The organism is Labrys neptuniae (assembly GCF_040797145.1).
GTDB classification, from domain to species: Bacteria; Pseudomonadota; Alphaproteobacteria; order Rhizobiales; family Labraceae; genus Labrys; species Labrys neptuniae.
Genome location: NZ_JBFNQD010000001.1, coordinates 881,893 through 906,620, shown reverse-complemented (window position 1 = coordinate 906,620; position 24,728 = coordinate 881,893). Strand labels below are relative to the sequence as shown.

The following is a 24,728-nucleotide window of genomic DNA, read 5'->3' as shown; positions in this document are numbered from 1 at the left end:
TATATCTGAAACGCGCCGGCCCCTTTTTCCCGCTGCCGGACGCATCTGGGCATTCAGCAGGCAGACATTTCGCATGAAGAAGATCGGTTTTCTTTCGTTCGGGCACTGGACACCATCAGGTCAATCGCAAACGCGATCTGCTGCCGATACGTTGCTGCAGTCGATCGATCTGGCCGTCGCGGCGGAGGAATTGGGGGCGGATGGCGCCTATTTTCGCGTCCATCACTTCGCGCGCCAGCTCGCTTCGCCTTTCCCCTTGCTGGCGGCCGTCGGTGCCCGGACCAAGCGCATCGAGATCGGCACCGCCGTGATCGACATGCGCTACGAGAACCCGTTCTACATGGTCGAGGATGCCGGTTCCGCCGATCTCATCGCAGGAGGGCGCCTGCAACTCGGCATCAGCCGCGGCTCGCCCGAGCAGGTGATCGATGGCTGGCGCTATTTCGGCTACCAGCCCGCGGAGGGCAAGAGCGATGCCGACATGGGCCGCCAGCATGCCGAGGTCTTTCTGAACCTGCTGCGTGGAGAAGGATTCGCGCAGCCCAATCCACGGCCGATGTTTCCCAATCCGCCGGGCCTGCTGCGCCTCGAGCCGCATTCGGAAGGCTTGCGCGAGCGGATCTGGTGGGGCGCCTCATCGGATGCAACCGCGGTCTGGGCCGCCAGGCTGGGCATGAACCTGCAGAGCTCGACCCTGAAGAACGACGAGACGGGCGAGGCCTTCCATATCCAGCAGGCCAAGCAGATCCGCGCCTATCGGGCGGCATGGAAGGAGGCCGGCCATGCGCGCGAGCCCCGGGTCTCCGTCAGCCGCAGCATCTTCGCGCTGATGAATGACGAGGACCGGATGTATTTTGGCCGGGGAGGCGATGGAGAGGACCAGATCGGCTTCATCGACGAGCGGACGCGCGCGATCTTCGGACGCAGCTATGCCGCGGAGCCCGAGGTGCTCATCGAGCAGCTCAAGCAGGACGAAGCGATCGCCGAGGCCGATACGCTGCTCCTCACCGTGCCCAACCAGCTCGGCGTCGCCTACAATGCCCATGTCATCGAGACGATCTTGACCGAGGTCGCGCCTGCGCTCGGCTGGCGGTGAGCAGGACAGGCCGTTGTTGTAAGGGCCGCAATCGGGCGTTGTTCCAAAAAGAGCACCCGCCAAACAGGTTTGGCGGGTGCATTATCCGAATTTCCCAAGGCTTTGAAATTACGCCCTCTTCGTCAGCGGCGATGGATGTTCAAGGACATCCATCGCACCGTGGCACACTCTCCATCCATCCTCAGCTGCAGCCGGTGGTGCCGCCGCAGGTGTCGCATTTCAGGCAGGTGCCGTTACGGACCAGCGTGAAGTTGGCGCATTCGGGGCAGGCTTCGCCTTCATAGCCGCGCAGCTTGGCTTCCTTGCGCCGCTCGGAGGCCGGCTTGACCGCGGGGGGGGCCGGTGCTTCCCAGGCAAGGTCGTCGAGCGCGGGCTCTTCCTTCAGCGCCGTGGCGCCGATGGTCTGGGCTCCCGGTCCCGCCACGACACCGCGACCGGTGTTGACGGCGCTCGACAACGCCGTGATGGCGCCGCGGGCATCGCTGGAGACCGGGGCGAGCGTGTTCGAAGCCGCCGTGGCGCCGCCCGGCATCACCACGAAGCGCTCGGTCTTGGAGCGGACCAGGCCGCGCGAAACCGGCACGGTCACCGGTTGGGCCGGGGCCTTGCTCTCGCCGTCACCGCGGCCGAGCGTGGCATGGCCATCCTCGTCCGGCACGACATGGGCGAGGTCGTAGCGGCCGACATAGGAAATGGCGAGCTCGCGGAACACATAGTCCAGGATGGAGGTGGCGTTCTTGATCGAGTCGTTGCCCTGCACGAAGCCCGAGGGCTCGAAGCGCGTGAAGGTGAAGGCCTCGACATATTCCTCCAGCGGCACGCCATATTGCAGGCCGAGCGAGATGGCGATGGCGAAATTGTTCATCATCGCGCGGAAGGAGGCCCCTTCCTTGTGCATGTCGATGAAGATCTCGCCCAGGCGGCCATCGTCATATTCGCCGGTGCGCAGATAGATCTTGTGGCCGCCCACCACCGCCTTCTGGGTGTAGCCCTTGCGACGATCGGGCATCTTCTCGCGCTCGCGCGCCACTTCCACCCGCTCGATGATGCGCTCGACGATCTTCTCGGCGACCTGGGCCGCACGGGCGGGCACCGGACGCTCGAGATGTTCCTCCACCGCATCGGCCTCGTCCTCGTCGGCCAGAAGCTGCGAGTTCAGCGGCTGGGAGAGCTTGGAGCCGTCGCGATAGAGGGCGTTGGCCTTCAGCGCCAGGCGCCAGGACAGCATGTAGGAGGCCTTGCAGTCCTCGACCGTGGCGTCGTTGGGCATGTTGATGGTCTTGGAGATCGCACCCGAGATGAAGGGCTGCGCCGCCGCCATCATGCGGATGTGGCTTTCGACCGAGAGGAAGCGTTTGCCGAGGCGACCGCAGGGATTGGCGCAATCGAACACCGGCAGGTGCTCGTCCCTAAGATGCGGCGCGCCTTCGAGGGTCATGGCGCCGCAGACATGGATGTTGGCCTTCTCGATATCCGCCTTGGCGAAGCCGAGATGGACGAGGAGGTCGAAGGACGGCTCGTTGAGCTTCTCGGCCGGCACGCCGAGCTTGCCGGTGATGAAGTCCTCGCCCAGCGTCCACTTGTTGAAGACGAACTTGATGTCGAAGGCCGAAGCGAGGGCCTTCTCGACCACGGCAAGCTTCTCCTCGGTGAAGCCCTTGGCGGCCAGCGAGGTGTGGTTGATCGCCGGTGCCTGGCGCAGCGAGGCATGGCCGACGGCATAGGCCTCGATCTCGGCGATGTCCGCTTCCGAATAGCCGAGGGTACGCAAGGCCGCAGGCACGGCGCGGTTGATGATCTTGAAGTAGCCGCCGCCGGCCAGCTTCTTGAACTTCACCAGAGCGAAATCGGGCTCGATGCCGGTGGTGTCGCAATCCATCACCAGGCCGATCGTGCCGGTCGGCGCGATCACGGTTGCCTGGGCGTTGCGGTAGCCATGGGCCTCGCCAAGGGCGAGCGCGTTGTCCCAGGCGGCCTTGGCGTGTTCGACAATGGCCTTGCCATTGTCACCGAGCGCGGCAAGGGAGGCGTGGTCGAGGGCGACGGGCGCGGTGGACAGCGCCTCATAGCCGCCGCTCTCGCCGTGAGCGGCGCGGCGATGGTTGCGGATGACGCGCAGCATGGCTTCGCGGTTCGGCTCGAAACCGGGGAAGGAGCCGAGTTCCTTGGCCATCTCGGCCGAGGTCGCATAGGCAACGCCGGTCATGATCGCCGAGAAGGCACCGCCGAGTGCGCGACCGGCATCGGAATCATAGGGGATGCCGGAGGTCATCAGGAGGCCGCCGATATTGGCATAGCCCAGGCCGAGCGTGCGGTAGCGATAGGACAGTTCCGCGATCGCCTTGGACGGGAACTGCGCCATCATCACCGAGATTTCGAGCACGATCGTCCACAGGCGGACGGCATGTTCGTAGGACGCCAGGTTGAAAGTGCCGTCGGCGTTGCGGAACTGCAGGAGGTTCAGCGAAGCCAGGTTGCAGGCCGTGTCGTCGAGGAACATGTATTCCGAGCACGGATTGGAGGCGCGGATCGGCCCCGAGACCGAGCAGGTGTGCCAGTCATTGATGGTGGTGTGGAACTGGATGCCGGGATCGGCGGAAGCCCAGGCGGCGTGGCCGATCTTCTCCCACAGGTCGCGCGCCTTCAGCGTCTTCACCGTCTTGCCGGTGATGCGGGCCTTCAGCTCCCAGTCGCCATCCTTCTCGACAGCATTGAGGAAGTCATCGTCCACGCGCACCGAATTGTTGGAATTCTGGCCGGAGACGGTGAGATAGGCCTCCGAATCCCAATCGGTGTCATAGGTGTCGAAGGCGATGTCCTTGTAGCCCTGCTTGGCGAACTGGATGACGCGCTTGATGTAGTTGTCGGACACCAAGGCGCGGCGGGCAGCCTTGATCTCACGCTTGAGGGCCGGGTTGCGCTCGGGGTCGAAGCAATCTTCGCCCGGGCCTTCGCACTGCACGCAGGCGCGCATCACCGCCTTGAGGTGCTTCTGCACGATCTTGGAACCGGTGACGAGCGCGGCGACCTTCTGTTCTTCGCGCACCTTCCAGTCGATATAGGTCTCGATGTCGGGATGGTCGGCATCGACCACCACCATCTTGGCCGCACGGCGGGTGGTGCCGCCCGACTTGATGGCGCCGGCGGCGCGATCGCCGATCTTCAGGAAGGACATCAGGCCGGAAGAGCGGCCGCCGCCCGACAGCCTCTCGCCCTCGCTGCGCAGGGCCGAGAAGTTGGAGCCGGTGCCCGAACCATATTTGAACAGGCGCGCCTCGCGCACCCACAGATCCATGATGCCGCCCTCGTTGACGAGGTCGTCGGCAACCGACTGGATGAAGCAGGCATGCGGCTGGGGATGCTCGTAGGCCGAGGTCGAGGAGGTCAGCTTGCCGGTCTTGTAGTCGACATAGAAATGGCCCTGGCCGGGGCCGTCGATGCCATAGGCCCAATGCAGGCCGGTGTTGAACCATTGCGGCGAGTTGGGCGCGACCATCTGCATGGCGAGCATGTAGCGGTGCTCGTCGAAGAAGGCCTGGGCATCGTCCTCGCTATCGAAATAGCCACCCTTCCAGCCCCAATAGGTCCAGGTGCCGGCGAGGCGATCGAAGACCTGGCGCGAATCCGTCTCGCCAACAGTGCGCTCGGCCTCGGGGAGGGCGGCCAGAGCCTTCTTGTCGGGGATGGTGCGCCAGAGCCAGGACGGCACGGCGTTTTCTTCCACGCGCTTGGTGCGGGCGGGCACGCCCGCCTTGCGGAAATATTTCTGCGCCAGAATGTCGGCGGCGACCTGGCTCCAGGCCTCCGGCACGGCGATGCCTTCCAGCCGGAAGACGATCGAGCCATCCGGGTTCCGGATCTCGCTCGTCGCCGTCCGGAACGCGATGGACGCGTAGGGGGACTGCCCCTTCTTGGTGTAAAGCCGTTCAATCCGCATTGCGTTCTGCCCCGAAAATTAGACGCAAAAATCCGCGCCGTGCCATCGTTACGGCTCGGTTCGAAAACTGTCTGACATCCTGTTTACTTGTCGGTGAGTACATGGCCCTGCCAACGTTCGAATGCCGAGGCTCGTGCCCCGCAATTCCGCGAGGTCACCCCCGCCGCCGACGTTTCCGACTATGACTCAATAGGTATGACTCGCGGGCAGGGGCGTCAAGATTTAGTGCCGGCAAAATGAGTGGCTATCTACATATAGTAGAGGCTGTGGAAATCGGGGACAAGCTTGAGCGGGAGCCCTCAAGGTTCCGGAATCCCTGGCAAAATTGCCGCCTTCAACCTGTCTTTGAATTGCCATGTTCCGGTCATGTTTCATTTACCATCCCCGGTGGATGACCCAAAATGGCACACAAGCCCTTGTGGAGAGGTCGCTGAAGGCTTGCCGTAAGGGCAAGCGTGAGGAGCCGGAAGGGGCGAATCGAGGGCGCCGTGATTCCCTCACACCTTTTGAGCGTGCGAATCGTCCTCGTCGCTACCCTGCGTGATCAGGCGGGCGCTGCGCTGGTTGCGGGTGTGGATCCACAGCCAGCTCAGGGCGACGCTGAGGCGGGAGCGCACGCTGATCAGGAAATAGATGTGGGCGATGCCCCAGATCCACCAGGCGAGCGCGCCACGCAGCTTGATCCAGCCGAAATCGATCACTGCGCGCTTCTTGCCGATCTGCGCCAGGCTGCCCTGATGCTTGTAGTGGAAAGGGGGCGGGGCGGGGGCATCCGCCAGGCGCGCTCGAATCACACGGGCGACATAGACACCAGCCTGCTTGGCAGCCGGGGCGATGCCGGGGACCGGCTTGCCGTTGGGCCCGGCAAGGCTGACGGTGTCGCCGATGGCGAAGATCTCGGGATGACCGGGCACCGTCAGGTTCGGCTCGACGATGATTCGGCCGTTGCGGTCCGCTGGGACGCCGAGCCATTCGGCGGCCGGGGAAGCGCGCACGCCCGCGGCCCAGACGATGGTGCGCGCTGGCAGCAGCTTGCCGCCATAGACGACGCCGTCGGCCGTGCATTCGGTGACTGCGGCGCCGAGAACCACCTCGACACCAAGGCTTTCGAGCGATTGTTTCGTGTAGTCGGACAGATCGTCGGGATAGCCCGCGAGCACGCGAGGGCCTGCCTCCACCAGCACGACCCGTGCCTTATGGGTGTCGATGCGGCGAAAATCCGGAGCCAGCGTGTCGCGCGCCAGTTCGGCGATGGTGCCGGCAAGCTCCACGCCGGTCGGTCCGGCGCCGACGATCACGAAGGTGAGCAAGGCGTCCTGCACCTCGGGGTCCGTTTCGCGTTCCGCCTTCTCGAAGGCAAGAAGGATGCGTCGGCGAATGGTGGTGGCGTCCTCGATCGCCTTCAGGCCGGGGGCGTGAGGCTCCCATTCGTCATGGCCAAAATAGGCATGGCGGGCGCCCGTCGCCAGGATGAGCGTGTCGTAGGCAAGCCGCGCCCCGTCCTTCAGGAGCACCTGGCGCGCCAATGCGTCGATGCCGGTGACTTCGCCGAGCAGCGTGGTCACCTCCGGCCGCCCGCGCATGAGATGGCGAATCGGCCAGGCGATCTCGGAGGTGGATAGCGAGGCGGTGGCGACCTGATAGAGCAGGGGCTGGAAGATATGGTGGTTGCGCCGGTCCACCAGGGTGATCTCGACGGGCGCGCCTTTGAGATGGTGGATGGCCTCCAGCCCTCCGAAGCCCGCCCCGACGACCACGATGCGGTGGGGTTCGCCCGCCATGGCATAGCCTCCTGCTCGACAGTCCCGAATCGCGACGTTCTCGTGCCATGGCATGGAATCATGCCCGACAAGATCCTGCGTCCACGCACAGAAGCTTGTAGCATTCCATTCCCGCAAGCAGAGTCGGAAAGAACGGGAAGATGAGCCTCATCGCCAAAGCCCATCAACTCCATGACGAGGAACGCACGCTCCTGCATCGATTGCGCCAGGAGCGACGTGCCCATCGGCGGCCGGATCCGGCCGCCTTGCCCGCCGGAGCCCGCATCGCCGATGCCGTCGCCGCAACCATGGGAAGCTGGCCCTTCATCATCGTGCAATCGGCCGTGCTCGCGGCCTGGGTGGTGCTCAATGTCGTCGCCTTCATGCAGCACTGGGATCCCTATCCCTTCATCCTGCTCAATCTGGCGCTGTCGTTCCAGGCAGCCTATGCCGCTCCCTTCATCATGATGAGCCAGAACCGGCAGGCTGCCATCGATCGCGCCGCTGCCACGCATGACTATGACGTCAATACCAAGGCGGAACTGGAGATCGAACTGCTGCACGAGAAGATCGACTTCCTGCGCGAGACCCAGGTCGCGGAGCTGATGCAGCTGGTTAAGCGGCTGGAGGAGAAGCTCGATGCCGCCGGCCAGGCGCCACCGGCCTGAAACCGGCGACGAGCGTGCGGCTGCGGCGCCTTGCGTGCCGGCTGCCGCCGGTCCATGGTCCCGCCTTCTTCAATGCTCCCGAGTCAGCCATGTCCCGCTCCATCATCATCGACACCGATCCCGGCCAGGATGACGCCCTGGCGCTGCTGCTGGCGCTGGGAAGTCCTGAGCTCGAGGTGCTGGGCATCACCACGGTGGCGGGCAATGTGCCGCTGGCCCTGACGAGCCGAAACGCGCGCGTGGTCTGCGAACTGGCGGGGCGATCGGACATCACGGTGTGCGCCGGCGCGGACCGGCCGCTGCTGCGTCCGCTCGTCACCGCGGAACATGTGCATGGCAAGACGGGCCTCGATGGCGCGGACCTGCCCGAGCCCACCATGCCGATCAGCCCGCGCCATGGTGTCGACTTCATCGTCGAAACCCTGATGACGCGCCCCTCCGGCACCATCACGCTGTGCCCGCTCGGTCCTCTCACCAATATCGCGCTGGTGCTCCTGCGCGAGCCGCGCATTGCCCCGCGCATCAAGGAAATCGTGCTGATGGGGGGCGGTTGCTTCGAGGGCGGCAACATGACGCCGGCAGCCGAGTTCAACATTTTTGTCGATCCCCATGCCGCCAAAGCGGTTTTCGCCTCCGGGGTTCCGATCACCATGGCGCCGCTCGATGTGACTCACAAGGCGCTCACCACGCGCCCGCGCGTCGACAGGATCCGGAAGATCGGTACCAAAGTTTCCGATGCCGCGGTGGGTTGGCTCGATTTCTTCGAGCGCTTCGACGTGCAGAAATATGGCTCGGAAGGCGGACCGCTGCATGATCCTTGCGTGATCGCCTGGTTGCTCAAGCCCGAACTCTTCACCGGCCGTTCCTGCAATGTCGAGATCGAGACGGAATCTCAGCTCACCCAGGGCATGACGGTGATCGACTGGTGGGGTGTCACCGACCGTCCGAAGAATGCCTTCGTCCTGGGGGGCATCGATGCCGAGGGCTATTTCGACCTGATCGCGCAGGCGATTGCGCGGCTCTAGGGCCGTCGGCAGGCGCTTTGCGTTAGAAATCACCGATGAGGCTATGCGCAATGGTGGACATCCCCGTCGCGCTTGGCCATAAGACTTGCAACGGAATACGAAACGGCAGCCCTCGATGAAAACGCTCCTGCAGATCTTCACGTGGTGGAACGGCTCCACGATCGGAACCCGCTTCTGGACCTCGCGGAAGGGCGAGCGCGTGGGCGAGGACGAGTTCGGCAATGTCTATTACCGCACCAAGGGCGGCGCCGTGGATCCGACCATCGGCGTGCAGCGTCGCTGGGTACAGTACAATGGTTATGCCGAGGCCACGGCGATTCCGCCGGGTTGGTGGGGCTGGATGCACCATCAGATCGACGTCCCGCCGAGCGAGACCGAATACAAGCCGCGCGAATGGCAAAAGCCGCATCGCCCGAACCAGACCGGTACGGTGAACGCTTATCATCCGAAGGGCTCGATGCTCTCCCATGGACATCGCCAGTCGGCGACCGGCGATTACCAGGCCTGGTCGCCGGGAGACTGACGCACCGCATGGCCGGGGCGCGGCCATGTCAGTGGCCGTCTTTTTGCCCCGATGGGGCGCTATCGCTTCTCGACTCGTCCAGACACGGATCCATTTGCTTTTGCGTCCGCTTGCCTTCCTTCCTCCGACCGGCCGCTCGCGCTGCTTTGCCATGGCAAGCGCGGCTTGTTTCGGCTTGATCCTGGGCAGCACTGCCGCCCGGGCCGAACGCATCGCCAATCCCACCGCGGTGTTCACCGGCCTCGACAAGATCTCGGGTGAAATCAGCACCTTCGAGGCGCCGGTTGGACAGACGGTGAAGTTCGGCGCGCTCAGCGTGACGCCGCGCGTCTGTTACAGCCGTTCCGCCAGCGAAGATCCGCAAACCACGAGTTTCGTCGAGATCGACGAACTGACCCTCAGCAAGAAGGTGGAGCGCCTGTTCAATGGCTGGATGTTCGCGTCCAGCCCGGGCCTCAATGGCGTCGAACATCCTGTCTATGACGTCTGGCTCAAGGACTGCAAGGGCGGCAAGACCAGCGATCCGCCGCCTCCGCCCGTCGTCACGGCGCAGCCGGGCACCAAGCCCGCCAAGGGCAAGAAGGGACAGGCCGCGGCGCCCGAGCCGGATGTCGCTCCGCCGCCCGAGACCGGCGACGGCAACACCGATTTCTTCGACCAGCCGGTGGATCCCAACGCGCCGCAGGATTAAGCGGACGGTCTTTCGCTGCCTCTGCACCGCTTTGTCGAGGGGGAGGGAGGCAGAACTGGCGCCGTCGCCTATGTTGCCAGCTTCCGACAAGCTCTTCCTGACCGGCTGGCTCAGTCGGCAAGGGCGGCCAGGATGTCCGCGCCCGACCGGGCTTCGCGCTTGGGCCAGGCAAGAAAATCGCCGTCTTCGGCCAGGGCGTCGTCCAGCAAACGATGATAGAGCGTGCGCGGCAACTCGATGGCGCCCAGACTCATCAGATGATCGGTGACGAATTGGGTGTCGAGCAGCTGGTAGCCGCCATGGCGCAGCCGTGCCACCAGATGGGCCAGGGCCACCTTGGATGCGTCGCTCTCCAGATGGAACATGCTTTCACCGAAGAAGGCGCCGCCGAGATCGACGCCGTAGAGGCCGCCGACCAGCCGGCCATTGCGATAGGCCTCGACGGTGTGGCAATGGCCCAATCGGAACAACTCGCCATAGAGCCGACGGATCGACGAGTTGATCCAGGTGGTGCGGCGTCCCGGTCCGGATCGGGCGCAGCCATCGATCACCGCCTCGAAATCATGATCGACCACGATATCGAAACGATCGGAGCGGATGGTACGGGCGAGACGATGAGAGATCACCAGCCCGTCGAGCGGGATGATGCCGCGAAATTCCGGCTCGACCCAGTAGAGGCCGGGATCGTCGGCGCTTTCGGCCATCGGGAAGATACCGCAGGCATAGGCCTTGAGCAGGACCTGCGGCGTGATCTCCAGATTGAGCTCGGCGCCCGACATGGTAGAACCGCCTAGGCGCTGTCGCTCATGCCGCCGGCTTCGAGGAATTTCTCGAGCCAGTGAATGTCGTAGAGACCGTTCTGGATATCCGCGTTGCGCACCAGAGTGCGGAACAGCGGCAGGGTGGTCTCCACGCCATCGACCACGAATTCGTCGATGGCCCGGCGCAGGCGCATCAGGCATTCGGTGCGCGTGCGGCCGTGCACGATCAGCTTGCCGATCAGCGAATCGTAATAGGGCGGGATCTTGTAGCCCTGGTAGACGGCCGAATCGACGCGAACGCCAAGGCCACCCGGCGGATGAAAATAGCTGATCGTGCCGGGCGAAGGCCGGAAGGTCGCGGCATTCTCGGCATTGATGCGGCATTCGATGGCATGGCCTTCGATCTGCACGTCCGACTGCTTGATCGACAGCGGCGAGCCGGCCGCGATCTTGATCTGCTCGTTGACCAGATCGATGCCGGTGATCATCTCGGTGACCGGATGTTCCACCTGGATGCGCGTGTTCATCTCGATGAAATAGAACTCGCCATTTTCATAGAGGAACTCGATGGTGCCGGCGCCGACATAGCCGAGCTCGATCATCGCCTTGGCGACGATATCACCGATCTTGTTGCGCTGGGCAGCGTTGAGGGCCGGCGAGGGGCCCTCCTCCCACACCTTCTGGTGGCGACGCTGCAGAGAGCAATCGCGTTCGCCCAGATGGATGGCGTGGCCCTGGCCGTCGCCGAGCACCTGCAATTCGATATGGCGAGGCTTCTGCAGATATTTCTCCAGATAGACCGCATCGTCGCCAAAGGCGGCCAGCGCTTCCGCGCGGGCGGTGGCGAGAGCATCGGGCAGATCTTCCGCCGTCAGAGCCACCTTCATGCCGCGGCCACCGCCGCCGGCAGCGGCCTTGACCAGCACCGGATAGCCGATCTCCTCGGCGATGCGGGCAGCATCGGTGTCATTGGTGACGCCGCCATCCGAGCCGGGCACGCAGGGAATGCCGAGGCGCTTGGCAGTGCGCTTGGCCTCGATCTTGTCGCCCATCATGCGGATATGCTCCGCTTTGGGGCCGATGAAGGCGATGTTGTGCTGATCGAGGATGTCGGCGAAGCGGGCGTTTTCCGACAGGAAGCCATAGCCTGGATGCACGGCCTCGGCGCCGGTGATCTCGCAAGCCGCGATCAGAGCGGGAATGTTGAGATAGCTTTCGCGAGCCGGCGGCGGGCCGATGCATACGCTTTCGTCCGCCAGCTTGACGTGCATGGCATCGGCATCGGCGGTGGAATGGACAGCCACCGTCTTGATGCCGAGCTCCTTGCAGGCGCGCAGCACGCGCAGGGCGATCTCACCGCGGTTCGCGATCAGGATCTTGTCAAACATTCACGTCACTCGATGATCATCAGCGGCTGGCCATATTCGACCGGCTGCTTGTCCTCGATGAACAGCGCGCTCACCGTTCCCGAACGCGGCGCGATGATGTCGTTGAAGGTCTTCATCGCCTCGACGATCAGCACGCGGTCGCCCTGATTGACCTTGCTGCCGATCTCGACGAAGGCCTTGGCGCCCGGTGCGGCGCCGAGATAGGCGGTGCCCACCATCGGCGATTTCAAGACGCCGGGATGATTGGCCGGATCGGCAGCAGCCGGAGCGGCTGCTGCGGCCGCAACGGCAGCCGGAGCAGCGACGGCGACGGCCGGCGCGCTGACCGGCACGGTTGCCGTCACATTGATCTGCCGCGCCACCCGAATGCGCAGGTCGGCCTGCTGCACCTCGATTTCGGTGAGATCCGTCTCCGTCAGGAGATTGGCGAGTTCCCGGATAATCTCGGGGTCAATCCCCGATTTGGTTCGCGACATCGTCATGCCTTGCGTTTCCGCGGGGCCGAGGCCCCGTCATTCATTGAGCCGATACGCTCGAAGCCAATGCTTCGAGGGCAAGTTCATAGCCCTTGGGGCCAAATCCGCAGATCACGCCCTTGGCTGCCGGCGAGACCCAGGAATGGTGCCGGAAACTTTCGCGCGCGAACACGTTGGATAGATGCAATTCGATTACCGGCAGGCTAACGGCCTTGATCGCATCGTGGAGAGCGATCGAGGTATGGGTGAGGGCGCCGGGATTGATGATCAATCCGACCGCACCCTTGTGATAGGCCTCGTGCACCCAGTCGAGCAGTACGCCCTCATGGTTGGTCTGCCGGAATTCGATGGTAAGACCCAATTGCTCGGCGCGCGCCCGGGCCAGTTTCTCGATACCGTTGAGGTCGAGCGTGCCGTAGACGGACGTTTCACGCACACCCAGCATGTTGAGATTGGGGCCATTCAGAATGTAGACGAGCGCCATGCTTGCCATCAGGACCATAAATTGAAAGCCCGAAGCTTGCTGCAACGGGCCTTTTGCTGCGAACGCCCCTTATAGGGCGCCCGATCCAGGAAGGCAAAGCCGACGGCGAAAAACCGCCGGCTTTGTTGGAGAAGGGCCTGTCCGGCTCAACCGCAGGCGGTTTGGCCGCATTTGCGCAGCGAATCGATCTTGGACTTCAGGGCATCGTAGCCGACGGCACCGGGGGTGATCTCGCTGCCGAGCACGTAAGAGGGCGTGCCGTTGATGCCCAATGCCTCGCCCAGCTGCATCGTGCTGGTCAGTCCCTTGAGCAGAGCCGGATCTTTCATGTCGGCCTGGAGCTTGGTCATGTCGACGCCGGAATCCTGGGCGACCTGCAGGGCGCGGTCCTTGCCCACGGCGCCGCGCGTGCCGAGCAGGACTTGGTGGAACTCCAGGAACTTGTCGCCCTGCAACTGCTTCTTGACGGCAAGGGCAACAATGGCTGCTTCCTTGGAGCCTTCGCTCAGGATCGGGTAGTCGCGCAACACCACCTTGAGCTTCTTGTCGGTATCGAGCAGCTTGACCATGTCGGCCAGGCCGCGCTTGCAGTAGCCGCAATTGTAGTCGAAGAACTCGACCAGGGTGACATCGCCTTCGGGATTGCCGAGCACGGCGTTCTGCGACCCGTTGAGGATAGTGTCCATGCTGTCGGAGAGCAGCTTCTTCTGGCGCTCGGCCGTCGCCGCTTCCTGCTTGGCCTGCATGGCGTTGATGGCGTCGACGATGACCTCGGGATGCTCCATCAGGTAATTCTTGACGATTGCCTCGACCGCGGGCTTGTCCAGCGGTTCGGCAGCGAGGGCAGGCTGGCCGGATGCGAGCAAGCCAATGCCGAGTGCAACCCCGGCCATCAGACGCTTCAACGACATATACTTCTCCAAAAGGCAGAAATCCCAGGAGCCAAGCGCGTTTTGGCGAAACGCGCCTTGCTCTCACTCTTTGGTTCGGCGCGTCCTTGCGATTTGATGTCCTTCGTTCAAACCACAAAACGCTTTGGGACGTGGATAGGTCCAGGCCCGTAACGGATCAATGAATCGCAGCTCAGGGACGTGCGATCTCACACAATCGTGTTCGATCGAAGGCATTCGCGGAGGCTTTTGCCGGTTCTCGGCAGAATTAGCCTTGCCTTCAGGAATCCTTGTCCTTCAGCCTGTTGAGCGCGGCGAAGGGGGAAAGGCCCGCCTCGTCTCCGTCGCCCTCGAAGGTGGCGCCCGGCTTGCGGGGATAGGGATCGAGCGCCAGAGCGAGGAATTCGCTGACGACGGCGCCGAGATCGATGGTGTCGCCGACCAGCAGGTCTGGCGGATCTTCGGCTTCCGGATTGTTCAATTCGGCCAGATCGAATTCGGCATTGGGATCCTGCCCATCCGGCGAGAAGCGGATGTCGACGGGAGCCTCGACCTTGCTCTCGAACGGTTCTGCCGTGACGACGCAGATCTGGGTTATCTGGGCAAGAATGGTTCCCTCGACCGCCAGCCCATCCTTGCGGAAGGGCGTGACGTGGAGCTTGGCCGTCAGGGCCGCGACATCCGGAAGGCCAAGCTGGCGGGCGACGGCCCTGCGCTCGTCTTCGTTCGTCTCGATCATGAAATGGCGGCCCGTGGCCGGAATCTCGCGCAGATGGACCGGACGCGAGAAGTGGGGCGTTGGATTGGTCATGCGCTCTCACCTAGGGCTGGAGTGGGGAAGGGTAGGGAGCCGCTGGCAAGGCTCGCCAGGGAAGCGTCGGCAAGGGCCCTGGAAGCGCGCCGGACATAGCCTGCGAGGGCCCGCGCCTGAGGCAACCTCTCTTCGTCGCGGGCATAGACGTTGCGCAGGAGGACCTGGGTGAGTTCCTCGTCATCCGGCCTATGCAGGGCATTGCCATAGGATGAGGAGCATCCCGTATAGATGTCGGCGATCTTGCGCATCTTCTTGGGGACGGCGAGGTCGCCGACGCCCATTTCCCGCATGGCTCGGTCGAGCTCGGCGAAGAAGCGGTCGCAAACGCCCTGGGCAATCTCGCGGATCTCGCCCTGCTCATCGTTGAGCCGATGCATGAGCAGGAACAGATGCAGCAGCATCATGTCCATACGCCCTTCCACCGTGTCGGGGACGCGACCCTCGACGAACAGGGCAGGATCGCGGCCCTGGGCCACGATCTGGTCGTAGAGGCGGGCAATCTGCGCGTCGCGCGCTCTATTGCGAAACAGGCCGAACATGAGCTCCTTCACCAGCAGGGGTATTCGACCGGTGTTCCGCGGGGCGGCACCGTGGCGGTGCCCTGGTACGATCCGGTCGAAGACCGCACTCTATAACGGATGCTCCATATAAGTGGATGCTCTCTGAGCGCCAAGGTTGAATTTCGTGCGCGAGCGGGTTACGCCAGAACCCACGCGACGATGTGGCGAACGAGCCTGTGTGCCCGATGGAGGCCAAAGTGAGTATAGTTGTGTTGCCCCCCCGTTTCCGGTCTCCCGCGCTGGCGGCCGCTGTCGTCATCTCCCTGGCCGGGCTGCTGCAGAGCTGCGGTTCGATCGGCGAGACCAATGTGCACGGCATCGTGGTGACGGAGAGTACCTTGTCGGCGATCAAGCCCGGCACGTCCCAGGCCCAGGTGCTCGATGCACTCGGCACGCCCTCCACCCAGTCCACGCTGGACGGCCAGGCCTGGTACTATGTGTCTCAGACCACGTCCCGCCCGGTGGCCTTCCTGTCTCCGCATGTGACCGACCGTAACGTGCTGGCCGTCTACTTCACCAATGGCCGGGTGTCGCGCGTCGCCAATTACGGCCTGAAGGACGGCGTGGTATTCGATTCGATCACCCGTACGACGCCGACGGCCGGCGGCGACCTCAACTTCGTCACGCAGCTCGCACGCGGCATGACGGCGGGTATTCCGGGCTTCGGTCGATAACGAGTTCAACGGCAGAGTGGGAAGCGCCTGGTCCCAGGCTCTTCCTTGCCGCGGGTCTTCGTTTTCAATTGACTTTGCAAACAGCGATGATTGCGTCAGGCCGTATGGCCTGGCGTGGGAGCCGGCTTCATGCCGCTTCGTCCGGCCCGCGGGCCTTCGGCGTGAAGACCGCCTTGAAATAACTCCAGAAATTCAGGGTCATCGACAGCGCGACGGCAATTGCCACCGCCAGCACCGGCCAGCGTGCAAAAGGCCCGCCGAGCGTGACCAGCGCCATGAAGGTACCGAGATTAATCAAAGCGGCCAGCGCGCTCGCGGACAGGTAGCGCAGGAACTCGGCCGCGATGTCGGAGCCGGCGCGGTCGCCGAAGGCCAGCGAGCGGTTGATCAGCCAGGTCACCACCACGGCACCGGCAAACGAGGCCAGGCGCGCCAGACGAGCATCGAGGCCGAGATTGACCAGAATGGTCAGGATGCCGGCATCGAAGGCGAAGCCGACGAAACCGGCCAGGGCAAAACAGCATAGCCGCCAACGCAGAGACCTGCCGGGAGGTGGTTCAGTGGACGGGCGCATAGCGCAAATAATGCAGCCGCTTGAGCTCCCTTCGCCCGCGCGTGACCGTATCGAGGATCATGCCGGAAAAGAAGGCGATGATGGCCGACAGCATCAAGCCGGTGGCGAGCAAGGCCGTGGGCAGGCGCGGCACGGAGCCGTATTCGAGATATTCCACCACCACCGGGGTGGCGGCGACAAGGGACAACAGAGCCAGCACGCCGGCGAGCAGGCTGAAGAAGAGCAGCGGCCTTTCCTCCTTCACCAGCTTGGCGATGAGCTTGAGAATGCGCATGCCGTCCTGCACGGTGCGCAGTTTGCTCTGCGAGCCCGCCGGCCGCTCCCCATAGACCGTCTCGATCTCGCCCAGAGGAAGCGACATTTCGAGAGCATGCACGAGCAGTTCGGTTTCGATCTCGAAACCGGTCGAGAGGGCAGGGAATGTCTTGACGAAGCGCCGGGACATCGCCTTGTAGCCCGACAGCATGTCACGCGAGGACGAGCCGAAGAATCGCGTGACCAGGCGGGTGAGCATCCGGTTGCCGAAACGATGTCCGGGGCGGTAGGCCGTTTCGCCGTTGGCCACGCGCACCCCGTTAACGAGATCGAGGGGCCCGGCGCGCAGGGCCGCGACCAGCGCCGGAGCGCTGGCGGGATCGTAGGTGTTGTCACCGTCGACGATGATATAGATGTCGGCCTCGATATCCGCGAACATGCGGCGGATCACGTGCCCCTTGCCCTGGCGGGCTTCATGGCGCACCACGGCCCCGGCTTCCTGTGCCAGGCGCGCGGTATCGTCGCTGGAATTGTTGTCATAGACATAGATGACGGCTGACGGCAGCTGCGCGCGAAACCGCTGGATGACGGCCTGGATGGAGACCGCCTCATTGTAGCAGGGCACCAAAATCGCGATCGTCGGATCCACCCCCTGCATCGTTTCCTCGATCCTTCGCCTGCCTTCACGGTCCCGTCCTTATAGACGCAAGCGGGATCAGGGCGCCAACCGCACCGCGTCATGGTTAAGGCCATTTGCCGCGCTTGGGCGGGGGAAGGGGGTGACGTGGGCAGTCTCAGCGGCGATTTTGGGGCGGAGCGAATGCTCTTCCAGCGAAAAGTCAGAGGATTGTGTGGCAGGAAAGTGATTTGAAGCGTAGTGAATCCATAAGAATAGGATCATGTGTGTGCTGCGGAATTACCGCTTCGATGTTCTGCTCGGAAGATTTCGGCTGAATTGGCACTATATTGTTATTGGCGTTTCAGAAAAGCGAAGCAGATCGCAAAAACGTCCATTTTGTCGCAGGTTTGTCTTGACCGCTGGTTTCCAATCGGGCAGCCTATCGGCATCGATTTTCGGCCGAACGACTTGGCCTCGCGTCGCGGCGCTCGCTGGATGCGTGCTGACAAGCTCTCACCAAAATTCGACACTCGCTGGGTCCGCGTCATCGCGGGCTTTGGCTTTCACTACGTTGAAGGAATAGCTCACGATGAGCACAGGTACCGTGAAGTGGTTCAACGCCCAGAAGGGCTACGGTTTCATTCAGCCCGATGATGGCTCCAAGGACGTGTTCGTCCACATCAGCGCGGTTGAACGGGCCGGCCTGTATGAGCTGCGCGAAGGCCAGAAGATCAGCTATGAGCTGGTCCAGGATCGCCGCTCGGGCAAGTTGGCCGCTGACCAGCTCCAGGCCGCGGCCTAAGCGACCCATAGAGTCTTTCGGTATACCGTCAGATTTTCAGGAAAAGCCGGCGCGGCAGCAGCCGGCTTTTCTTTTGGTTGCAATGCAGCAACATGTGTGCATTGCAAGATGGCGCTGAGTTCCGGCAACCGACAGCGATTTAAACTTGAAGGATAGTAGGAACAAGCGCAGAATTCAGGCGTTCAAGTCAAGGGCTGAGTCCCTCATGGCCGGATCGGACGCCGGCTGATGGAGGTTCGTCATGGATCTGAGTGAAATGATCACAGGTTTTCTGGTTGTCCTGGTGATCGCAATTTTGATTATCGATACGGTGATTGATTGGCGTTCGCCGGCCAAGGCCGCGAAGCAAGCGAGACAGATTGCTGCTCCGGGCAAGCACAGCCTCGATCCGAAGATCGGCTGCGACATCGTCTGGTGTTGAACGCCTACGCACTGTGACGCGACGACCGTGACGTGAGCCGTCCGGCGGACGGGGAGCTTTGTGTGTTGCGCGACCCGGTGATTGCACTACAGGCGCAGCACAATCCTTTTGATAGCTGCTGCGGCAGGAGTGCCGCACGGAGGCGAGGCCACCGTGCGTTTTCACGCATGGCGGCTGACAATCTCGCTGACGATAAGGGATTGCGCTGGCCGGGCGCAGAGACTTGCAAGGCCGGTCCTCACTCAACCGGCTTGCGAAGCACCTTGTCCCTCGCGCCAGGCGGAGGCCGTTCGCCAAAACCACGCGCATAGCCGCGTGATACGCTGGCTGTCAGCGCCGCGATCGCATCGTCCCGCTCGGCGAGTTCGGCCTTGAGATGATCCACCATCGCGACCAAGGCCTGAACGGCGACGCGTGCATCGCCTCCGCAAGTGGCGATTGCTTGGTCGGCATCGCGCTGCACTATTTCGGCCTCCTGGGACAGGAAAGGCTCCAGGCCTGCGGGCCGCCCGTTCATGGCTTGCCGGAGAGGCTGAGAGGATTGCCTGCCGCCTCCAGCAGGCTCGCCAGACGGTCGAGTTCGTCGTCGAGTCGGACATTGCGGCGAATGGCCCTGCGCAATGCCGTGACGGCATTGCCATCGGTCCGCTTCAACTCGCGGCTGACGATCCAGTCGATCGACACGCCTTGGGCATCGCCATCCACTCTTTCGTGAAGGTCTTCGTCCTCGAGCCGATCGGACTGGCGTTTCAATTCCTCGATCAGCCGGTCCCGGTTGATCAGCGAGGTTTGGGCTTGCCTGGCGTAACGGTAGAGTGCCAGTAGGGCTGCACCGCCGCCGCCCGCCTTTTCGACCAAACGGGCGATCTCCGCGACTTCCTCAGGCCGGGCGGCCAGCTTATGCGTGCCGTCGAAATAACCGTGAAAGAGGACACTTGAAACTGGAGTAACCGGGAATATCCGGGATTAGGCGGAATGGGCTGGGAAAACGGCGGTGCCACAAGGGTTTATAGCGGGATTGCATAGTCTAAAAGCGATCGGCGGTTAGACACTTGAAACTGGAATGCGGTCCCGCAACAGACACCTGGAATTGGAGTGTCCATCGATAGAGCGGGGAGTTTTGAAGATCCTTTGAAAAGGCTTCAAAACCTTGATAAATCGGGAATAAACCTAAAAGCAAGCGAGCCGTAGTGCATCTCGACGAGCATCGGGCGAGCCGCAAAGGGCGCAAAAACCAGCGTCGGGAGCAGCGTGATGCGCCCAAAATATAAAAGCGGAAACAAATCAACACGTTGGGCAATAGTCCCCCTCGGGCGCCGCGCGGGGGGACCTTAGCTTTTTGCAAGCGCACCTCAGGCAGTAGGCGGCAGCGTTCGAGGCTGCAGGCCTTGTCCCGCCCTTCGCCATCTGGCAGCCTATAGCCGGGCTTGGGAGGAAAGCATGAAGTCGTTGTTTCTCGCGGTGATGTTGATGTCCACCGCCGGCGCAGCAAGTGCGCAAACTGTTATGGATGGTACCGAGAAGAGAATTGGTGAAAAGGGAATTGCCGAAATCAATGGGCTGATGGGACGAGCCCTTAAGGATCCTTACTCTGCCCAACTGAAACTGCTTTCGCTGCATCGATCGAAGGAAAACGTCGACAGCTATTGCGGCGCAGTGAACGCCAAGAACGAATTTGGCGGCTACGTGGGATTTCGGCTCTTTGTTGCGATCGATAAACAAAGGCTCTTGATATCCCCGAGGCCAAATGAGCCGGATTTTGCCGATGTCGCGTCGCAGATCGGCAAATACTGTATCAATTAAATGGCACTTGCCGCCCTGCAGCGCTCTCCACTTCGCTGCCGGCCTGGCCGTGCCCCGTTCCTGCCACGCTAACCAAGATTGGTATCAAGACGCGCAAGGATACTGTCTAAAAGCCCTCTAATATCGTCACTGTGCCCCGGCGACGGTGCTACTTGATTGACCACGATAACAGAGTTTTGAATAACGGTTCCTCGGCCTTGAGCGACTGCACTGCGCCGCCGCGTCCTATCTTTGTTCCGCTTTGCAATTTCGGCGGGTTTGTCTGTGCCGCCGCTTCCTCCACCTAGGAGCTTTCTTCTAACCTTCTCGAACCTGTCTTGGTTCAAATCGTCGTCGTCTCTCAAAATCGATCCCCTAACAAGGCACCCTCAACCCGCAAGTCGCAAGATCCTATTGATTTGCTGGGGCAAGGGCGTGTTGCCCTGATCGTTTTCGAGCAGCAATGTATAAATTTCCGTGACTATTTTGGCCTTATGGTTGGACTCGACGTCTTTGTTTGCTTCGCGGAGCCAACCGTCCACGATTTCAATCGCAGATGCCAACGCCTGCGGATCAAGAGACGTATTAACATAAGGTATTACTGCACCGCTCGGGCGCATTTCACCGATGCCGAGGACGAGCCAGGTGACATCGACGCCAAGCGCAATTGCTATCCTGCAAGCGGCGTCCGCAGCCGGAATTAGGCCCTTCTTCCGATAGTTCGACAAGGTCGATGTGGGAATGCCCGTCTGCTCATGCAGCCATAGGGCCGTGCGCGAGCCAAGAGCCAGCGAAAACCGCTCTGCAAACTTGACATTCGATGAGTCGAATTCTAGCATTCGATAAATCGAATTATTCGGTTAGTTGGATTCGACATGGACCGTCACGATATCCTTGCTGCAGTGAGGCGCACGGGTCAGACGCTCCGTACGGTTGCGACCGCTGCGGGGCTCTCACCAGGAGCGTGTTCAAAGGCTCTTTCCACGCCTTTCCCTGCAGCCGAACGCGCCATCGCTGAGTGCATCGGCAAACCTCTCCACCTCCTTTTTCCCGAACGGTACCGCCGTGGGCCGGCTGGCACGTCAATTCGACTTGTCGAACGCAACGAACCTAGCACGGCCCAGCTGCGCAGGAACAGTCCAAACCGCAAAGCGGCTTAGACCGCGCAAATCCCACGCATGAACCACCCCAGAAAGCCTCGGAATGCCTGAAACTGTTGTCCAGAAGATCCCGCTTAGCCTGATCGACGCGAGCGACCGCCTGCGTCCGATCGACGAAAGCTGGGCGCTCGCCATCTCGGAATCGATGGCAGAACGCGGTCTGCTCGAACCGATCGTGGTGCGCACGGATGGAGCCTCTTACATCCTGACCGCCGGTGGGCATCGCTACCGCGCCGCCGAATTGCTCGGCTGGGAAACCATTGACGCGATCGTTCGGGAAATGAGCCCGAATGAGGCCCGGTTGGCCGAGATCGACGAAAACCTAATGCGTCGGGAGCTGGATCCCCTCGACAAGGCCGTGTTCCTGGCCGAGCGCAAGGAGATCTATCTCGAACTCCACCCAGAAACGGGGCACGGCAAGAAGAAAGGCAAATCAAACCAGCACGTTAGGAAAGATGCAGAATCTGCATCTTTCCTTCCCTTCGCCGACGAGGTTGCCGAAAAAGTCGGCATGTCGAAGCGAAATGTGGCTCTTTATTGCCAGATCGCTGCCGGCTTGTCCTCCGAGATCGTGGCCCTCATCCGAAACACGCCACTGGCCTCCAATCTGGGCATGCTGAAGACGTTTTCGGCGTATCCGGCAGAGCAGCAGCTCGCCGCAGCATCGCGCTTTGCGACAGGTGAAGTCAAAACACTGGCCGGCGCGAACGGTCGCACCGAGCGCACCGATTGGGAAAAGACACTCCAGCAGTGGACGGATACCTGGTCGAACCGCATGCCGCCGGACATCCGGCGGCGCTTCCTCGCCTTTGTCGGCGTAACCCCTGCGGAGGTTGAGCAGATCGTCAATCCGCGTGGCGCCAAGGCAAAGGCTGCCTGACCATGGCGCGCGGGGCGAAGAAATACAGCGACGAGCGGCAAGGGGACCTGTTCTCCCAGGCCGAGCAGCTGTTTCCAGTGCGGCGCCCCGCAGGCGTGCGCGGCCTCGATATTTCGCTGCGCATCAAGAGCGCCCTGGGCGTCGCCATGAAGGAATCCGAGAAGAGCGCCGCTGTGATCGCGGCCGAGATTTCGGAAATGACTGGCCGGGATCTCACGACAGACGCGCTCTACGCCTACACCGCCGCATCCAAACCCGAGCATGAGATCGGCATCACTCGCTTTGTCGCCTTCGTGGAGGCAACCGGGGCGAACTGGCTGATCGACGTCCTGGCCGAGCCGTTTGGCCTGACCGTGATGGAAGGTCGGGAAGCGCACTTCGCGCAACTCGGCCTCATGAAGCAGCAGCACCAAAAAATGTCTGAGAAGATCAAGGATATGGAGCGCTTGCTCCGCGCCGATCCCGTGCAGCCTTCCCCGAGGAGGCGCCGTTGACCGAGTTCTTCCGCCCTTCGGACTTCGTTGCCGCCTCGGCCGGTGAATTGCCCACCGACGTTCCGTCTTTCTCCCGATATGCATTGAAGAATGGCTGGCGCGCCGATCGGCGCCGCGCGCGGATCGTCGTCGACCAGCATGGCGGCGGCTGGGAGTACCATATTTCCCTTGCGCCGATCGAGGTGCAGAACCGCCTCCTGGCTTTGAGCCAAACGCCGGCCACGATCGAGCCCGTCAAACCCGTTGATGCGCCTTCAAAGCCGCTTTGGCAGATCTTCGAAGGCCTGCCGGACAAGGCAAAGGCCGAAGCCACCCGACGCCTCGCGGCCGTCGACCGCATCGAGACCCTGTGTCGTGCGAGCATCCTCGGCGCCGCCGTCGCCATCGTCTCGCAAGAGACCGATGTCTCGCCCTCGACCCTCTACAACTGGCTGGCCGCCGCCAGGGGCGTGCCGCGCGCCGATCGGCTTGCCGCTCTCGCGCCTCGCCGCCAGGGGCGCACATCGACAGCCGAGTGCGACCCGCGTGCCTGGGACTTCATCGTCGCGGACTATTTGCGCGCGGAGAAGACGGCCTTTGAGCCCTGCTACCGCCGCATGAAAGAGGTTGCCGACCGCGAAGGCTGGTCGCCGATCCCGCACCCCAAAACTTTGAAACGGCGCCTGGAGAAGGAGATCCCTGTGGCAGCCCGCATTGCTGTGCGCCAAGGCCCCGAGGCCTTGAAACGTGTCTATCCCGCCCAGAAGCGTGACCGCACCCATTTCGGGCCGCTCCAGGCGGTGAACATCGACGGCCACAAGCTCGATGTCTTCGTCAAGCTGCCCAACGCGGACACGCCAGTGCGCGTCATCCTGGTCGCGATCCAGGATCTCGGTACCGGCCTCTATGTCGGTTGGAACCTCGACCTGGCCGAAACCTTCGAGTCCGTCCGGCTCGCCATCGCCGACATGGTCGAGAACTATGGAATCCCCGAGTCCATTACCCTCGACAACGGCAAGGCCTTTGCCTCCAAGCTGATCTCCGGCCAGCAAAAGACCCGCTTCCGCTTCCGTATCAAGGAAGACGAGCCGCTCGGCGTGCTCACGCAGCTCGGCATCGTGACGCATTGGACAACGCCATATTCCGGACAGTCCAAGCCGATCGAGCGCTCTTTCCGCGACCTCTGCGAGGAGATCGCCAAGCATCCGCTCTGTGCTGGCGCCTATACCGGCAACAGCCCCACCAACAAGCCCCACAACTACGGGAAGGCGGCCGTCGCTCTGGCCGATCTGGAAGCTCTGGTCGAGCATGAGATCGACCGCCACAACGCCCGCGAGGGTCGGCGCGGCTTCGGCATGAACGGGCGTTCCTTCCTGCAGGTGTGGAACGACAAGATCGCCGCCGGTGCCATGGTTCGGCGCGGCACGGAAGAGCAGCGCCGCATGCTGCTGCTGGCGTCGAAGGACGTCATGGTCCGCCGCGATCAGCCGGCCATCCACTTCTATGACAACCGGTATTGGGCCGAGGAACTGATTCAGTGCGCCGGCAAGAAGGTGATGGTGAAGTTCGATCCGCGCCAGCTCTGGGCGCCGCTCGCCGTCTACAGCCTTGATGGACGTTTCGTCTGCTCTGCCGATTGCATCGAAATGACCGGCTTCGACGATACCGACGCCGCCCGCTCGCATACAAAGCTGCGCACTGGCTGGATGAAGGCCCAGAAGCGCGCCGCCGAACTGCAGCAGCGTCTTTCACTGCGCGAGTTGCAGGCGCTCGTCACGCCCTCTCCGTCACCCTCGATCGAGCCCGACCAGCCCAAGGTGGTGCGCCTGGTCGCCGCCGCCGGCGGCATGCGCGGGCCGATTCCCGAAATGACCGATTTCAACGCCGCCTTCTCGGCCGGCCTGGCTGCGCTCGATCGCGACGCGGACGTCCTGCCGTTCCCGAGAGGCGGAAATGAATGAAGGCGTTCCGGTTGCCCCCGGAACGCCCTCGTAAGCGGGCCGCAAGGCCCATAG

Annotated in this window: 26 protein-coding genes and 1 pseudogene; 13 read left to right on the top strand and 14 right to left on the bottom strand. The window is 62.7% G+C overall.

Going from position 1 to position 24,728, the window contains the following annotated elements; translation table 11 throughout:
- The first annotated feature begins 73 nt into the window (after window positions 1-73).
- Window positions 74-1,096, top strand: coding sequence for an LLM class flavin-dependent oxidoreductase (locus ABXS05_RS04440; protein ID WP_367623068.1), 1,023 nt, complete (start codon window positions 74-76; stop codon window positions 1,094-1,096).
- A 181-nt stretch (window positions 1,097-1,277) separates the two neighbouring features.
- Here the strand turns inward: ABXS05_RS04440 and ABXS05_RS04435 are convergent, their stop codons facing one another.
- Both ABXS05_RS04435 and ABXS05_RS04430 read right to left on the bottom strand, forming a co-directional pair.
- Window positions 1,278-5,033 (bottom strand): vitamin B12-dependent ribonucleotide reductase, encoded by a 3,756-nt coding sequence (locus ABXS05_RS04435; RefSeq protein WP_367623067.1) that lies wholly within the window; start codon window positions 5,031-5,033, stop codon window positions 1,278-1,280.
- Between the two features lie 497 nt (window positions 5,034-5,530).
- Entirely contained in the window at window positions 5,531-6,814 is a 1,284-nt protein-coding gene (locus ABXS05_RS04430) for an NAD(P)/FAD-dependent oxidoreductase (protein WP_367623066.1), read from the bottom strand.
- Window positions 6,815-6,954: 140 nt separating this feature from the next.
- On the opposite strand from ABXS05_RS04430, the gene ABXS05_RS04425 reads away from it, so the two are divergent.
- From ABXS05_RS04425 to ABXS05_RS04410, 4 genes and pseudogenes are all read left to right on the top strand, one after another.
- Window positions 6,955-7,461 carry a DUF1003 domain-containing protein gene (locus ABXS05_RS04425; protein ID WP_311935094.1) on the top strand — a complete coding sequence of 169 codons (507 nt, stop codon included), beginning with the start codon at window positions 6,955-6,957 and terminating at the stop codon, window positions 7,459-7,461.
- An 89-nt stretch (window positions 7,462-7,550) separates the two neighbouring features.
- The gene (locus tag ABXS05_RS04420; protein ID WP_367623065.1) at window positions 7,551-8,486 is read left to right on the top strand and encodes a nucleoside hydrolase; all 936 of its coding nucleotides are present in this window, start codon (window positions 7,551-7,553) and stop codon (window positions 8,484-8,486) included.
- Window positions 8,487-8,601: 115 nt separating this feature from the next.
- Window positions 8,602-9,009 (top strand): NADH:ubiquinone oxidoreductase subunit NDUFA12, encoded by a 408-nt coding sequence (locus ABXS05_RS04415; RefSeq protein ID WP_311935091.1) that lies wholly within the window; start codon window positions 8,602-8,604, stop codon window positions 9,007-9,009.
- A 25-nt stretch (window positions 9,010-9,034) separates the two neighbouring features.
- Window positions 9,035-9,544 (top strand): annotated as a pseudogene (locus ABXS05_RS04410) (DUF2155 domain-containing protein); the annotation flags it as partial.
- A gap of 266 nt (window positions 9,545-9,810) precedes the next feature.
- Here ABXS05_RS04410 and aat read toward each other — a convergent pair.
- The 7 genes from aat to ABXS05_RS04375 form a co-directional block, all read right to left on the bottom strand.
- Window positions 9,811-10,479 (bottom strand): leucyl/phenylalanyl-tRNA--protein transferase, encoded by a 669-nt coding sequence (aat, locus tag ABXS05_RS04405; protein ID WP_367623064.1) that lies wholly within the window; start codon window positions 10,477-10,479, stop codon window positions 9,811-9,813.
- An 11-nt stretch (window positions 10,480-10,490) separates the two neighbouring features.
- On the bottom strand, window positions 10,491-11,849 hold the full coding sequence (accC, locus tag ABXS05_RS04400; protein ID WP_311935085.1) for an acetyl-CoA carboxylase biotin carboxylase subunit: 1,359 nt from the start codon (window positions 11,847-11,849) through the stop codon (window positions 10,491-10,493).
- Window positions 11,850-11,854: 5 nt separating this feature from the next.
- Window positions 11,855-12,325: an acetyl-CoA carboxylase biotin carboxyl carrier protein gene (gene accB, locus ABXS05_RS04395; protein WP_311935533.1), complete on the bottom strand. Its 471-nt coding sequence runs from the start codon at window positions 12,323-12,325 to the stop codon at window positions 11,855-11,857.
- Window positions 12,326-12,365: 40 nt separating this feature from the next.
- A complete protein-coding gene (gene aroQ, locus ABXS05_RS04390; RefSeq protein ID WP_068296342.1) occupies window positions 12,366-12,809 on the bottom strand; it encodes a type II 3-dehydroquinate dehydratase in 444 nt (147 codons plus the stop codon).
- A gap of 146 nt (window positions 12,810-12,955) precedes the next feature.
- The gene (locus ABXS05_RS04385) at window positions 12,956-13,720 is read right to left on the bottom strand and encodes a DsbA family protein (protein WP_367623063.1); all 765 of its coding nucleotides are present in this window, start codon (window positions 13,718-13,720) and stop codon (window positions 12,956-12,958) included.
- A 259-nt stretch (window positions 13,721-13,979) separates the two neighbouring features.
- Window positions 13,980-14,510 carry a YceD family protein gene (locus ABXS05_RS04380; RefSeq protein WP_367623062.1) on the bottom strand — a complete coding sequence of 177 codons (531 nt, stop codon included), beginning with the start codon at window positions 14,508-14,510 and terminating at the stop codon, window positions 13,980-13,982.
- Entirely contained in the window at window positions 14,507-15,052 is a 546-nt protein-coding gene (locus ABXS05_RS04375) for a ubiquinol-cytochrome C chaperone family protein (RefSeq protein WP_311935077.1), read from the bottom strand. Before ABXS05_RS04375 ends, ABXS05_RS04380 begins: the two co-directional genes overlap by 4 nt.
- Window positions 15,053-15,270: 218 nt before the next feature.
- Between ABXS05_RS04375 and ABXS05_RS04370 the strand changes: the two genes are divergently transcribed.
- Window positions 15,271-15,747 (top strand): outer membrane protein assembly factor BamE, encoded by a 477-nt coding sequence (locus ABXS05_RS04370; RefSeq protein ID WP_311935076.1) that lies wholly within the window; start codon window positions 15,271-15,273, stop codon window positions 15,745-15,747.
- A 127-nt stretch (window positions 15,748-15,874) separates the two neighbouring features.
- Here ABXS05_RS04370 and ABXS05_RS04365 read toward each other — a convergent pair whose 3' ends face one another.
- Together ABXS05_RS04365 and ABXS05_RS04360 are read right to left on the bottom strand one after the other, a co-directional pair.
- Window positions 15,875-16,321, bottom strand: a complete 447-nt coding sequence (locus tag ABXS05_RS04365) for a GtrA family protein (RefSeq protein WP_367623061.1) — start codon at window positions 16,319-16,321, stop codon at window positions 15,875-15,877.
- Complete coding sequence (locus tag ABXS05_RS04360; protein ID WP_437178630.1) at window positions 16,305-17,234, bottom strand: glycosyltransferase family 2 protein; 930 nt, start codon at window positions 17,232-17,234, stop codon at window positions 16,305-16,307. Before ABXS05_RS04360 ends, ABXS05_RS04365 begins: the two co-directional genes overlap by 17 nt.
- Window positions 17,235-17,784: 550 nt before the next feature.
- Here ABXS05_RS04360 and ABXS05_RS04355 point away from each other — a divergent pair.
- On the top strand, window positions 17,785-17,997 hold the full coding sequence (locus ABXS05_RS04355; RefSeq protein WP_068296022.1) for a cold-shock protein: 213 nt from the start codon (window positions 17,785-17,787) through the stop codon (window positions 17,995-17,997).
- 241 nt (window positions 17,998-18,238) lie between these two features.
- Complete coding sequence (locus ABXS05_RS04350) at window positions 18,239-18,418, top strand: hypothetical protein (RefSeq protein WP_311935068.1); 180 nt, start codon at window positions 18,239-18,241, stop codon at window positions 18,416-18,418.
- A gap of 238 nt (window positions 18,419-18,656) precedes the next feature.
- Here the strand turns inward: ABXS05_RS04350 and ABXS05_RS04345 are convergent, their stop codons facing one another.
- Both ABXS05_RS04345 and ABXS05_RS04340 read right to left on the bottom strand, forming a co-directional pair.
- The gene (locus ABXS05_RS04345) at window positions 18,657-18,935 is read right to left on the bottom strand and encodes a hypothetical protein (RefSeq protein WP_367623059.1); all 279 of its coding nucleotides are present in this window, start codon (window positions 18,933-18,935) and stop codon (window positions 18,657-18,659) included.
- On the bottom strand, window positions 18,932-19,276 hold the full coding sequence (locus ABXS05_RS04340) for a hypothetical protein (protein ID WP_367623058.1): 345 nt from the start codon (window positions 19,274-19,276) through the stop codon (window positions 18,932-18,934). Before ABXS05_RS04340 ends, ABXS05_RS04345 begins: the two co-directional genes overlap by 4 nt.
- 582 nt (window positions 19,277-19,858) lie before the next feature.
- On the opposite strand from ABXS05_RS04340, the gene ABXS05_RS04335 reads away from it, so the two are divergent.
- Window positions 19,859-20,221: a hypothetical protein gene (locus tag ABXS05_RS04335; RefSeq protein WP_367623057.1), complete on the top strand. Its 363-nt coding sequence runs from the start codon at window positions 19,859-19,861 to the stop codon at window positions 20,219-20,221.
- Between the two features lie 368 nt (window positions 20,222-20,589).
- Here the strand turns inward: ABXS05_RS04335 and ABXS05_RS04330 are convergent, their stop codons facing one another.
- Window positions 20,590-21,039 (bottom strand): helix-turn-helix domain-containing protein, encoded by a 450-nt coding sequence (locus ABXS05_RS04330; RefSeq protein WP_367623056.1) that lies wholly within the window; start codon window positions 21,037-21,039, stop codon window positions 20,590-20,592.
- Between the two features lie 36 nt (window positions 21,040-21,075).
- Here ABXS05_RS04330 and ABXS05_RS04325 point away from each other — a divergent pair, with 36 nt between their 5' ends.
- From ABXS05_RS04325 to ABXS05_RS04310, 4 genes are read left to right on the top strand one after another with little or no spacing between them, the layout of a single operon-like run.
- Window positions 21,076-21,360: a helix-turn-helix domain-containing protein gene (locus tag ABXS05_RS04325; protein ID WP_367623055.1), complete on the top strand. Its 285-nt coding sequence runs from the start codon at window positions 21,076-21,078 to the stop codon at window positions 21,358-21,360.
- Between the two features lie 43 nt (window positions 21,361-21,403).
- On the top strand, window positions 21,404-22,240 hold the full coding sequence (locus tag ABXS05_RS04320) for a ParB/RepB/Spo0J family partition protein (protein ID WP_367623054.1): 837 nt from the start codon (window positions 21,404-21,406) through the stop codon (window positions 22,238-22,240).
- A 2-nt stretch (window positions 22,241-22,242) separates the two neighbouring features.
- The gene (locus ABXS05_RS04315; protein ID WP_367623053.1) at window positions 22,243-22,734 is read left to right on the top strand and encodes a hypothetical protein; all 492 of its coding nucleotides are present in this window, start codon (window positions 22,243-22,245) and stop codon (window positions 22,732-22,734) included.
- Entirely contained in the window at window positions 22,731-24,674 is a 1,944-nt protein-coding gene (locus tag ABXS05_RS04310) for a transposase domain-containing protein (protein WP_367623052.1), read from the top strand. Before ABXS05_RS04315 ends, ABXS05_RS04310 begins: the two co-directional genes overlap by 4 nt.
- The last annotated feature ends 54 nt before the right edge of the window (window positions 24,675-24,728 follow it).